General features: G+C 74.7%; 13 protein-coding genes. 8 read left to right on the top strand and 5 right to left on the bottom strand.

The window, feature by feature from the left end:
* The coding region (gene bioB / locus LG632_RS18870; protein WP_226728520.1) for a biotin synthase BioB at positions 1–1,015 on the bottom strand (1,015 nt) is incomplete at its 3' end.
* Between the two features lie 159 nt (positions 1,016–1,174).
* Here bioB and LG632_RS18865 point away from each other — a divergent pair.
* A complete protein-coding gene (locus LG632_RS18865; protein ID WP_226728519.1) occupies positions 1,175–2,350 on the top strand; it encodes an 8-amino-7-oxononanoate synthase in 1,176 nt (391 codons plus the stop codon).
* On the opposite strand, the gene LG632_RS18860 is transcribed toward LG632_RS18865, so the two are convergent.
* On the bottom strand, positions 2,347–2,571 hold the full coding sequence (locus LG632_RS18860) for a DUF397 domain-containing protein (protein WP_226728518.1): 225 nt from the start codon (positions 2,569–2,571) through the stop codon (positions 2,347–2,349). The two genes, LG632_RS18865 and LG632_RS18860, sit on opposite strands and share 4 nt — an antisense overlap.
* 12 nt (positions 2,572–2,583) lie before the next feature.
* Positions 2,584–3,459 (bottom strand): helix-turn-helix domain-containing protein, encoded by an 876-nt coding sequence (locus tag LG632_RS18855; RefSeq protein ID WP_226728517.1) that lies wholly within the window; start codon positions 3,457–3,459, stop codon positions 2,584–2,586.
* Between the two features lie 194 nt (positions 3,460–3,653).
* Here LG632_RS18855 and LG632_RS18850 point away from each other — a divergent pair, with 194 nt between their 5' ends.
* Positions 3,654–4,112, top strand: a complete 459-nt coding sequence (locus LG632_RS18850) for an ATP-binding protein (protein ID WP_226728516.1) — start codon at positions 3,654–3,656, stop codon at positions 4,110–4,112.
* A 73-nt stretch (positions 4,113–4,185) separates the two neighbouring features.
* Here LG632_RS18850 and LG632_RS18845 read toward each other — a convergent pair whose 3' ends face one another.
* A complete protein-coding gene (locus LG632_RS18845; RefSeq protein ID WP_226728515.1) occupies positions 4,186–4,581 on the bottom strand; it encodes a VOC family protein in 396 nt (131 codons plus the stop codon).
* A gap of 356 nt (positions 4,582–4,937) precedes the next feature.
* Between LG632_RS18845 and LG632_RS18840 the strand changes: the two genes are divergently transcribed.
* The 6 genes from LG632_RS18840 (at position 4,938) to LG632_RS18815 (ending at position 10,465) form a co-directional block, all read left to right on the top strand.
* A complete protein-coding gene (locus LG632_RS18840; protein WP_226728521.1) occupies positions 4,938–5,240 on the top strand; it encodes an urease subunit gamma in 303 nt (100 codons plus the stop codon).
* Between the two features lie 17 nt (positions 5,241–5,257).
* Entirely contained in the window at positions 5,258–5,569 is a 312-nt protein-coding gene (locus LG632_RS18835) for an urease subunit beta (RefSeq protein WP_226728514.1), read from the top strand.
* Positions 5,562–7,283: an urease subunit alpha gene (locus tag LG632_RS18830; RefSeq protein WP_226728513.1), complete on the top strand. Its 1,722-nt coding sequence runs from the start codon at positions 5,562–5,564 to the stop codon at positions 7,281–7,283. Before LG632_RS18835 ends, LG632_RS18830 begins: the two co-directional genes overlap by 8 nt.
* 609 nt (positions 7,284–7,892) lie before the next feature.
* Positions 7,893–8,567, top strand: coding sequence for an urease accessory protein UreF (locus LG632_RS18825; RefSeq protein ID WP_226728512.1), 675 nt, complete (start codon positions 7,893–7,895; stop codon positions 8,565–8,567).
* Positions 8,568–8,657: 90 nt separating this feature from the next.
* A complete protein-coding gene (ureG, locus tag LG632_RS18820; RefSeq protein WP_226728511.1) occupies positions 8,658–9,353 on the top strand; it encodes an urease accessory protein UreG in 696 nt (231 codons plus the stop codon).
* A 332-nt stretch (positions 9,354–9,685) separates the two neighbouring features.
* Entirely contained in the window at positions 9,686–10,465 is a 780-nt protein-coding gene (locus tag LG632_RS18815; protein ID WP_226728510.1) for an urease accessory protein UreD, read from the top strand.
* Positions 10,466–10,845: 380 nt separating this feature from the next.
* Here the strand turns inward: LG632_RS18815 and LG632_RS18810 are convergent, their stop codons facing one another.
* Positions 10,846–11,268 carry a GNAT family N-acetyltransferase gene (locus LG632_RS18810; RefSeq protein ID WP_226728509.1) on the bottom strand — a complete coding sequence of 141 codons (423 nt, stop codon included), beginning with the start codon at positions 11,266–11,268 and terminating at the stop codon, positions 10,846–10,848.
* Positions 11,269–11,280: the final 12 nt, after the last annotated feature.

Below are 11,280 nucleotides of genomic sequence, written 5' to 3'. Positions count from 1 at the left end.
CGGCCGCGTCGGAGCGGTGCGCGGGCAGGGTCGACGTACCGGCGCCCTCCACCTCGAAGCCGGCGTCCGCGATCATGTCGAGGTCCGCCTGGCCCGCCTGGCCCTCACTGGTCAGGTAGTCACCGAGGAAGATGGAGTTGGCCAGGTGCAGCGCCAGCGGCTGGAGCGTGCGCAGGTGCACCTCGCGCCCGCCCGCGAGCCGGACCTCGACGTCGGGGCAGACGAACCGCACCATCGCCAGGATCCGCAGGGCGCGCTGGGGGGTGAGGTTCCACTCCTTGGCCAGCGGGGTGCCCTCGAACGGGATCAGGAAGTTGACCGGCACCGAGTCGGGGTCGAGCTCGCGCAGCGAGTAGACGACGTCGACCAGGTCCTCGTCGCTCTCACCCATGCCCGCGATCAGACCGGAGCAGGCGGACAGACCGGCGGAGTGCGCCTTCTGCACCGTGTCGACCCGGTCCGCGTAGGTGTGGGTGGTCGTGATCTCCCCGTACGTCCCCTCGGACGTGTTGAGGTTGTGGTTGTACGCGTCCGCACCGGCCTCGCGCAGCCGCTCGGCCTGGCCGTCGGAGAGCAGGCCGAGGCAGGCGCACACCTCGACGCCCTCGTTGTCCTCCTTGATCGCCGCGATGGTCTTCGAGACCCGCTCGACGTCGCGGTCGGTCGGTCCGCGCCCGCTGGCCACCAGGCACACCCGCTTGGCGCCGCCGGCGACCCCCGCCGCGGCGGCCGCGGAGGCCTCCTCGGGCTTGAGCCAGGTGTACTTGAGGATCCCGGTCGTCGACCCCAGCCGCTGGGAGCAGTACGAGCAGTCCTCCGGGCACAGTCCCGACTTGAGGTTGACCAGGTAGTTCAGCTTGACCCGGCGCCCGAACCAGTGGCGGCGCACCTTGCCGGCCGCCGCCACCACGTCGAGCAGTTCGTCGTCGGAGGTCGCCAGCACGGCGAGCGCCTCTTCGCGGGTCGGCAGCTCTCGCCGCAGCCCCTTGTCCACCAGGGTGTTCAGCAGGTCCATGGGGGCGATCCTTTCCCACACCACCAGTCCCAGCCAAGGAGAGATCGCACAACATGGCCGGAACGGAGTGTGTGTATCGCCACACCTGGCACCCGGGTCCCGGGCGGCTAGGGTCTGGGGGGTCTGTGGACAGCCGACAAATCGCGAGGACCCCACCTGATGCCCCAGCACGCAGCGGCCGACGTGTTCGCCTGGATCGACGACGAGGAACGGGCCCGGGAACGGGCCGGACTCGTCCGCGCGCTGCGCCCGCGCCCGGCCGACTCCCCGCTGCTGGACCTCGCGAGCAACGACTACCTGGGGCTGTCGCGGCACCCCGAGACCGTGCGCGGCGCCCGCGAGGCCGCCGAGCGCTGGGGCGCCGGGGCCACCGGGTCCCGGCTGGTCACCGGCACCACCGAGCTGCACGCGGAACTGGAGCGGGAGCTCGCGCGGTTCTGCGGCTTCGAGGCGGCGCTGGTGCTCTCCTCCGGGTACGCCGCGAACCTGGCGGCGGTCACCGCGCTGAGCGACCGGGGCACCCTGGTGGTCTCCGACGCCGGCAACCACGCCTCCATCGTCGACGGCTGCCGGCTCTCGCGGGCCTCGACCGCCGTCGTCCCGCACGCCGACCCCGACGCGGTGGCCAAGACGCTGGCCGGGCACGAGGGCCGGGCGCTGCTGGTCACCGACTCGGTGTTCTCGGTGGACGGCGACGCCGCCCCGCTCACCGCCCACGCCGAGGTCTGCCGGGCGGCCGGGGCGGCGCTGGTGGTCGACGACGCGCACGGGCTGGGGGTGCTGGGCGAGGGCGGCCGGGGCGCGCTGCACGCCGCCGGCCTGGCGGGGGCACCGGGGGTGGTCGCCACGCTGACGCTCTCGAAGTCCCTGGGCAGCCAGGGCGGCGCGGTGCTGGGCCCGGCGAAGGTGATCCGCCACCTGGTCAACACGGCGCGCACGTTCATCTTCGACACCGGGCTCGCCCCGGCCGCCGCGGGGGCTGCGCTGGCGAGCCTGCGGCTGCTGGAGCGGGAACCGGAACGGGCGGGCCGCGCCCGGGAGGTGGCCGCCGCCCTGTACGAGCGGCTGACCGCGTCCGGCCTGACCGCGGCCCGGCCGGACGCGGCCGTGGTGTCGGTGCGGGCCCCCTCGGCGTCGGCGGCACTGCGCTGGGCCGCCGACTGCCGTGGGGCGGGATTGTCCGTGGGGTGCTTCCGGCCGCCGTCCGTACCGGACGGCGTGTCCCGGCTGCGGCTGACCGCACGGGGGGATCTCACGGGGGACGAGATCTCCCGGGCGGTGGAGACGATCCTGGCCACCGCGCCGTCCGGAGCCACGGACGCCCGGCGCGCCTAGGCGGCGGCGTCCGTCCGTACGTAGGCGAGGAAGCCGTCCCAGGCCGGGCCGGTGAACAGGACGGCCGGGCCGTCCGTCCGCTTGGAGTCGCGGACGGCCAGCAGGCCGCCGCTCAGGACGGCTGCCTCCACGCAGTTGTTCATGCCGGTGCTGCGGCTGCTGCGCCGCCACCGGATCGCGCTGTTCTCAAGTCCGCCCGGGGGTAGGGGGTTTGCGGACACGGGGGTGCCTCCTTACGCGCCGTCAGCGATTGCGCTGATGAGCTCCGACGAGTCGTGGGGCGGGAGGGCGTGCGCCTGGATGGTGCGGAACGCGGCGCTGTACGCCTCGAGGTCTTCCTTCCGCTCCAGATAGAGGCTACTCGTCAAATGGTCGAGTACCACCACATCCAGATCAGCGATGTTCGGAAATGAGAAAATTACGAACGGTCCGGTCAGGCCGAGATGACCTCCCACGCTGAACGGGAGGACCTGGAGCCGCACTTGTGGCAGCCGCGCCACCTCCACCAGGTGCCGCAGCTGCTCGGCCATCACCCCCGGCCCGCCGATCTGCCGGCGCAGCACCGCCTCGTCCAGGACCGCGCTCAGCTCCAGCGGCGGGTCCGACCGCAGCACCGCCTGCCGGGCCAGCCGTACGTCGACCAGCGCGTCGACCTTGGGTTCCGGCAGTCCGCCCAGGGCCGCCCGGGTCACGGCCCGGGCGTAGGCGGCGGTCTGCAGGAGTCCGGGCACCACCGACAGCTCCACGGTGCGGGCCGAACGGGCGCCCGCCTCCAGGCTGATGAAGTCCCGGTACTCCTGCGGGAGCAGGCCCCGGTAGTCGTGCCACCACTCGCGGCCGCCGCGCCCGAGGTCGACCGGGCCGGCGGCCGAGGCTGACAGGGCCTCCAGCAGAGCGCGTTGCTGGTCGCCCACGCCGCCGTAGGCGTCCAGCAGCAGGCGGACGTCCTCCGGTTTCACGCCACTGCGGCCCGTCTCGATCCGGCTGATTTTCGACTGGTGCCATCCCACGATGCGGGCGGCCTCACCGCTGGTCAGTCCGGACCGGTCGCGCAGCGCGCGCAGTTCCTCGCCGAGCTTGCGCCGGCGTACCGCGGGTCCGTGCTGCATGCCGCCTCCTTCCACCGGCACAGATCGCACCAGTCTGCCCTGCAAATACGGTCTTCCGTAGCAGAGTTCACCGCATCGAGCGACAGATATATGCATATCTTGGGGGAACGGCAGCAGCGGCGGCGCGGTCGGTGGCACTCTGGCGGTCAGCACAGATCCGGGGCGATTCGACCCGGTGGGAAAGGGACCGCGCCATGGCAGATCACCAGGAAGCCTCCGTCACCCTGCCGAGCGATCCCGCCTCGGTCGCCGCCGCCCGCCGGTACGTCGCGGAGGTCCTCGGAGAGTGGGGACTGGCCGAGGGGACCGACGCCGCGGACTCGGTCCGCCTGATCGTCTCCGAACTCGCCACCAACGCCGTGCAGCACACCTTCGGGCAGTCGCCCACCTTCACCGTGGACCTGCGCCTGGAACGCGAGGAGACCCTGCGCATCGGCGTCACCGACAGCCACCCGCGCTGGCCGCGCCGGCTCCCGGCCGCCGTCCAGCAGGACAACGGCCGGGGGATGGTGATCATCCGCTGGCTCACCGCGGAGGCGGGCGGGCGGCTCTCCGTCAGCCCCACCGCGGACGGCGGCAAGACCGTCTGGATCGCCCTGCCGTGGACCGCGGTCGCGGGCGCGGGCGCGATCCCCTCGACGTCCCGCGGCTGACCGGGCGGCCGGGGCCAGGCCTGGGCGGCGGGCTCAGGCCTGGGTGGCGGGCGTCAGGACTGGGCGGCGGGCGTCAGGCCTGGGCGGCGGCGCGTTCCGACGTGCTGCGCTCGATGCACAGTTCGTTGCCCTCGGGGTCGGCCAGGACCACCCAGCCCAGGCCGTCGGGGCGCCGCTGATCGTCGACGATCCGGGCGCCGAGCCCGGTCAGCCGCTCGACCTCCTCGTCGCGCGTCCCGGTCACCGGCTGGATGTCCAGGTGGACCCGGTTCTTGACGGTCTTGCCCTCCGGTACCCGGATGAACAGCAGCCCGGGCACCTCGGGCCGGCCCGGGTCCAGCAGCACCTCGTCGTCGCCCTCCTCGTCGTCGGGGTGGACCGGGAAGCCCGTGACGGCCGACCAGAACCGGGCCACCGCGTAAGGGTCGTGGGCGTCGAAGGTGATGTGCCGGACGGGGTTGCTGAACACGGCTCTCCTCAAAGGACATCGGGCGGTGCGCGGCACGCGGGACGCGTGAACCGGGACACCGGCCGAAACGTGAATTAACTCGCCGGAAAAACGGCGGCCCTAGCGTGACGGGACGCCGACGGCCCCAGGGCCATGATCGATCCGATCGCTCCGATCGGATCGACCGGTCCGATCGCTCCAGTGTCAATGATCACCCATGCGGCGGTAAAGCGCTGGTGGGCGGGACGTCAAAGGGCGGCTCCTCGTTGGTCAAGGAGCCGTCCGGCATGGATAAGCGCAGGTCAACAGAGTGTTGAACGCCGCTAGGGTCATGCCCGCCGGGGCCCGACCCCGTTTCCGGAAGCTGGGTGATACACGTGCAACTGAGCCCCCATGAGCAGGAAAGGCTGCTCATCCACGTCGCCGCGGACGTGGCCGAGCGGCGCCGGGCCCGCGGAGTGCTGCTCAACCACCCCGAGGCCGTGGCCCTGATCACCGCCCACGTCCTCGAAGGCGCGCGCGACGGCCGGACCGTCGCCCAACTGATGGCGTCGGGCCGCAAGGTCCTCACCCGCGACGAGGTGATGGAGGGCATTGCCGAGATGATCCACGACGTCCAGGTCGAGGCCACCTTCCCGGACGGCACCAAGCTCGTCACCGTCCACGATCCGATCGTCTGAAGGGCCGGCCACGTCTCATGATCCCCGGCGAGATCCACTTCGCGGACGATCCGGTTCCGCTCAACGCGGGCCGCACCGTCACCCGGCTCACCGTGCTCAACGCCGCCGACCGGCCCGTCCAGGTCGGCTCCCACTACCACTTCGCCGAGGCCAACCCGGGTCTCGACTTCGATCGCCCCGCCGCGCGCGGGCAGCGGCTCAACATCGCCGCCGGGACCGCCGTCCGCTTCGAGCCGGGGATCCCGGTCGAGGTGGAACTCGTCCCGCTGGCCGGGCTGCGCATCGTCCCGGGGCTGCGCGGGGAGACCGGAGGTCCGCTCGATGGCTGAGCTCGACCGGCGCACGTACGCCGACCTGTTCGGCCCCACCACCGGCGACCGCATCCGGCTCGCCGACACCGACCTCTTCGTCGAGATCGAGGAGGACCGCAGCGGCGGCCCCGGACGGGCCGGGGACGAGGCGGTGTTCGGCGGCGGCAAGGTGATCCGGGAATCGATGGGACAGGCCCGCACCACCCGCGCCGAGGGCGCGCCCGACACCGTGATCACCGGTGTGGTCGTGCTCGACCACTGGGGCGTGGTCAAGGCGGACGTCGGCATCCGGGACGGCCGGATCCGCGGCATCGGCAAGGCCGGCAACCCCGACACGATGGACGGGGTGGACCCGGAGCTGGTCATCGGCCCGGAGACCGAGATCATCGCCGGCAACGGCAAGATCCTGACGGCCGGCGCCATCGACACGCACGTCCACTTCATCTCGCCGACGCTGCTCGACGAGGCCCTGGCCGCGGGGATCACCACCCTGGTCGGCGGCGGCACCGGGCCCGCCGAAGGCTCCAAGGCCACCACCGTGACGCCCGGGTCCTGGCACCTGGCCCGGATGTTCGCGGCGCTGGACGCCCACCCCGTGAACATCGGCCTGCTGGGCAAGGGCAACACCACGTCCCGCGACGCGCTGCACGCGCAGCTGCGCGGAGGCGCGCTGGGCTTCAAGATCCATGAGGACTGGGGGGCCACCCCCGCCGTGATCGACGCCTGCCTCGGCGTGTGCGAGGAGACCGGGGCGCAGCTGGCGATCCACACGGACACCCTCAACGAGGCCGGGTTCGTGGCGGACACCCTCGCCGCCATCGGCGGGCGCACCATCCACGCCTACCACACCGAGGGCGCGGGCGGCGGACACGCCCCGGACATCATCACCGTGGTCTCCGAGCCCCACGTCCTGCCCAGCTCCACCAACCCGACCCGTCCGCACACCGTCAACACCGTCGAGGAACACCTCGACATGCTGATGGTCTGCCACCACCTCAACCCGGCCGTGCCCGAGGACCTGGCCTTCGCCGAGTCCCGGATCCGGCCCTCGACCATCGCGGCCGAGGACGTCCTGCACGACCTCGGAGCGATCTCGATCATCTCCTCCGACTCCCAGGCCATGGGGCGGATCGGGGAGGTGGTGCTGCGCACCTGGCAGACCGCGCACGTGATGAAGCAGCGCCGGGGCTTCCTGCCGGGCGACGGCCCCGCCGACAACCACCGCGCCCGCCGCTACGTCGCCAAGTACACGATCAACCCGGCGGTGGCACAGGGGCTCGCCCGGGAGGTCGGCTCGGTGGAGCCCGGCAAACTGGCCGACCTCGTCCTGTGGGACCCGGCCTTCTTCGGCGTCCGTCCCCAACTGGTGATCAAGGGCGGCCAGATCGCCTACGCCCAGATGGGCGACGCCAACGCCTCGATCCCGACGCCCCAGCCGGTCCTGCCGCGACCGATGTTCGGCGCCCTGGGCCGCGCCGCGTCCCACAACTCCCTGAACTTCACCGCCCCGGCGGCCCTGGAGAGCGGCCTGCCCGAACGCCTCGGCCTGGCGAAGGAGTTCACCCCGATCGAGAACACCCGCACCGTCACGAAGGACGACATGCGCGGCAACACGGCCCGCCCGCACGTCGAGGTGGACCCCGACACCTTCACCGTCACCATCGACGGCACCCCGGTGGAACCGGCACCGGCGACGGTCCTGCCCATGGCCCAGCGGTACTTCCTGTTCTGAGGTGGTGGTGGGTGTGGTGGTGATCGGGGACCGCTCCGCTGTGCGGGGCGGCCGGGACGGAGCGGAAGGCCTCGGGGCGACGGGCCCCTGCGCGGAGCGCGGGCCGGGGGCCGGGGCGGAGGCGGCTGCGGCTGCGGCTGCGGCCGTGCCCCGGGCGGAAGGGGCTGCGGCTGCGACCGGGTCCAGGGCGGAAGGGGTTGCGGCTTCGGCCGCGCCCAGGGCCGAGGCGGCTGCGGCCGGGTCCGCGGCTTCGACTGGGCCCAAGGGCGGGGACGCTGCGACCGGGGCCACGGCCGGGGGTCGGTCGGCCTCCGGGGGTACGGCGGGCATCGGCGGTCGGTCGGGCAACGGCGGCAGGTCGGGTAACGGCGGCAGGTCGGCGACCGGCCGTACGGCGGCCGCTCGCGGTCGGTCCGGCAACGGCGGCAGGTCGACGGCCGGCCGTACGTCGGCCACCCGCGGCAGGTCGGGCACCGGCGGTACGCCGGCCACCGGCACGGCACCGGCCACCGGAGGTCGGTCCGGCAGCGGCAGCCGGTCGGCGGCCGCCGATCGGTGGGGAGGACAGGCTGCGGGCAGGCGGCCGATGGCCGGGGCGGGTGGTCGGAGGTGAGCCGGGCCGCGCTGCTCGTGCTGGCCGACGGGCGGTTCCCGGCCGGCGGCCACGCACACTCCGGTGGCGCCGAGGCCGCCGTACGGGCCGGGCGGATCCATGACGCGGCGTCCCTGGAGGCGTTCTGCCGGGGCCGCCTGCACACCGCCGGGCTGGTCGCGGCCGGCCTCGCGGCAGCCGCCGCCCTCGGCCTTGACTCCGTCGAGCTGGACGCCGCCGCCGACGCCCGCACCCCGTCGCCCGCCCTGCGGGCGGCGGCCCGGCGGCTGGGCCGGCAACTGCTGCGGGCCGCCCGCGCGACCTGGCCCGCGCCGGAACTCGAAGCCCTGGCCGCCGCGTTCCCGCGCGGGGCCCACCAGCCGGTGGTTCTCGGCGTCACGGCCCGGGCAGCCGGGCTCCAACCGCTGGACGCCGCGCACGTGGCGGCGTACGAGAGCGTCGGTGGTCCGGCGACCGCCACGGTACGGCTGCTGGGCCTGGACCCGTTCGAGGCGAGCGGGGTGCTGGCCCGGCTCGCCCCGGTCCTCGACGCCGTCGCCGAGGAAGCGGCGGCCGCCGCGCTGGCCGCCCGGCGGGACGGTCCGACGGCGCTACCCGCCGCGTCCTCACCCCTGCTGGACATCTCGGCGGAGGCCCACGCGAGCTGGCCGGTCCGCCTGTTCGCCTCCTGAACCGCCCCACCACCCCCGACCCGGCACCCGCCCCTTCACCCCCTCCCCTCCCCTCCACCGCCCGTCCCGCGCAGCACCCAAGGAGCCCCCGTGCACCTCGACCACGCCGTCACGTACCCGCACCGGCACACCCACAGCGCCGCCCCGCGGCGCGCGGACGGCTCGCGCCGCGCCCTGCGCATCGGCCTCGGCGGACCCGTCGGTTCCGGCAAGACCGCGACGGTCGCCGCGCTCTGCCGCGCGTTGCGCGCCGAGTACTCCATGGCCGTCGTGACCAACGACATCTACACCCGCGAGGACGCCGAGTTCCTGCTGCGCGAGGCCGTGCTGCCGCCCGAGCGGATCGCCGCCGTGGAGACCGGAGCCTGTCCGCACACCGCCATCCGCGACGACATCTCCGCCAACCTGGAGGCGGTCGAGGAACTGGAGGACGCGTTCCGCGAGCAGGCCCCGCTGGACCTGGTCCTCGTCGAGTCCGGCGGCGACAACCTCACCGCCACCTTCTCGCGCGGCCTCGTGGACGCCCAGATCTTCGTCATCGACGTCGCAGGCGGCGACGACATCCCGCGCAAGGGCGGCCCCGGCGTCACCACGGCCGACCTGCTGGTCGTGAACAAGACCGACCTGGCCCCGTACGTCGGCTCCGACCTGGACCGGATGGCCCGGGACGCAGCGGAGCAGCGGGCCGGCCTGCCCGTCGTCTTCCAGTCGCTGCGCGAGGAGGACGGGGTGCACACGGTGGCCCGCTGGGTCCGGGAGCGCATCGCTGCCTGGGTCGCGGCGTGACCGCCCCACCCCGCCCCGCCCCCACCGCACGGGCCACGCCCGGGGCTGCGCCCGTAGGCCCGACGTCACCGGTTCCGGCCGCGCCGACGTCTCGGGCCCCGGCCCGGGCGGGGGGCGGCACCTCCCCCACCACGGCGGAACGGGCAGACCGCTCCGAGACGCCGTCGCCGTCGGCGTCCCCCTCCGGCCGCCCGATCACCCCGCACCCGGCCCCCACGGAGGCCCGCGCCACCCACGCCCACGCCCCCGGCCGCTCGGTCTTGGCTCCGTCTTCAGCTCCGTCTCCGGGTCCGGACGCGACTTCGGCTTCGGCTTCGGCTTCGGCGGCCGGCGTGGCAGCGGCCGGGGCCGGGCTGCGGGCCACCGCGCGGATCCGGGCCGTGGCCGACGGGCGCGGTGGCACCGCGTTGCCGTTGCTCGCCGGGGAGGGCCCGCTGGCCCTACGCCGGACCCGCAGCACCGGGGCCGGGGGCGCGGGCGGCGCCTCGGTCACGCTGGTCGGAGCCATGAGCGCGCCGCTCGGCGGCGACCACCTCGCCGTCGAGGCGGAGCTCGGGCCCGGGGCCCGGCTCACCGTGGGTTCGGCCGCCGCCACCCTGGCCCTGCCCGGCCGCGACGGTGCCCCGGCCCGCTACGGAACCCGGCTCGTCCTGGCCGAGGGCGCGGCCCTCCGCTGGCTGCCCGAGCCGCTGGTCTCGGTCCGCCGCAGCGACCTGCGCGTGCACACCCGCGTCGAACTGGCCCCCACCGCCCGGCTGCTGCTGCGCGAGGAGCAGGTCCTCGGCCGCGCCGGAGAAGAGCCGGGGCTGCTGCGCAGCCGGCTGACCGTCTCCCTGGGCGGCCGGCCCCTGCTGGACCAGGAACTGGCCTGTGGTCCGGGCGCCCCCGGCGGCTGGGACGGTCCGGCCGGCCTCGCCGGGCACCGGGCGCTCGGCCAGCTCCTGGTGGTGGACCCCCGCTTCGCCGAGCACCCGCCGCCCGCCGGCCCGCTCGGCGACCTGGCCGCCGTCACCCCTCTGGCCGGCCCCGCCGTCCTCGTCACGGCCCTGGCCCCGGACGCCCTCCGACTGCGCGCCGTACTGGACGCGGCAATCCGCGACCACGACTGGTAGCACCCGAAGGGACGACCCCCGCGGCCTGATGCGCCCCCCCGAACGGGCCCATGCGCCCCGAACGGGCCCAAGGTCGACCCGGGAAGGCCCCGCGGACCAGGGCCGACGGGGGCGGGGCTCCGGCCCGGGCGTGGAGCGAGGCACAGGGCAAGGCTCGGGCCAGGGGCCAACCCGAGGGTGAGCCGTGGCCAAGGCTGGAGGCATGAGCGAAGCGGGGCCGGAGCCCGGAGCCCCGGCCGGAGTCGGGCCACGGCCGGAGCGGGCCCACGGCACGGCAGGACAGGGGGCTCGGGCCGAGTCGGGCCACGGCAGGCAGGGCCGGACGCGGGCCGGGCCGGAGCCGGGCAACGGCAGGGCCAGGCAGGGCTCGGTCGGGCGGTCTAGCCGAGGGGCTTGACCCAGCGGCGCCAGTGGTCCTCCTGCCGGTAGCCGGCCGCAGCCCAGGCCCGCTGGGCCCGCGCGTTCTCCACGAGCACCATGGCGTCCCCCCGCCGCCCGCCGAGCGCCCGGAAGCGTCGTTCGGCCGCGTCGAGCAGGGCGGTCGCGATGCCCTGCCGGCGGTACGCGGGGTGGACGGCGAGGCGGTACAGCGAGCACCGCCAGCCGTCGTAGCCCGCGATCACGCTGCCGACCAGTCGTCCGCCGGACTCCGCGAGGATCAGGGCCTCGGGGTCACGCCCGACGAGCCGGGTGACCCCGTCCACGTCGTCCGTGATGGACGTGCCCTCGGCGGCCTCCTTCCAGAAGGCCAGCACGGCTTCCGCGTCGGCCTCGGCGGCCGTCCGTATCTCCAGATCGATCATGCCCCGCAGCCA

The sequence above is a fragment of the Streptomyces antimicrobicus genome (genome assembly GCF_020532625.1).
GTDB classification, from domain to species: Bacteria; Actinomycetota; Actinomycetes; order Streptomycetales; family Streptomycetaceae; genus Streptomyces; species Streptomyces antimicrobicus.
This window is presented reverse-complemented; position numbering and strand designations above follow the sequence as displayed.

Bases quoted from the DNA above. Each gene is read 5' to 3' on its own strand.
- LG632_RS18830 (WP_226728513.1), top strand. From the start codon at position 5,562: ATGGCTGAGCTCGACCGGCGCACGTACGCCGACCTGTTCGGCCCCACC.
- LG632_RS18835 (WP_226728514.1), top strand. From the start codon at position 5,258: ATGATCCCCGGCGAGATCCACTTCGCGGACGATCCGGTTCCGCTCAAC.
- LG632_RS18865 (WP_226728519.1), top strand. From the start codon at position 1,175: ATGCCCCAGCACGCAGCGGCCGACGTGTTCGCCTGGATCGACGACGAG.
- LG632_RS18810 (WP_226728509.1), bottom strand. From the start codon at position 11,268: ATGATCGATCTGGAGATACGGACGGCCGCCGAGGCCGACGCGGAAGCC.
- LG632_RS18855 (WP_226728517.1), bottom strand. From the start codon at position 3,459: ATGCAGCACGGACCCGCGGTACGCCGGCGCAAGCTCGGCGAGGAACTG.
- LG632_RS18850 (WP_226728516.1), top strand. From the start codon at position 3,654: ATGGCAGATCACCAGGAAGCCTCCGTCACCCTGCCGAGCGATCCCGCC.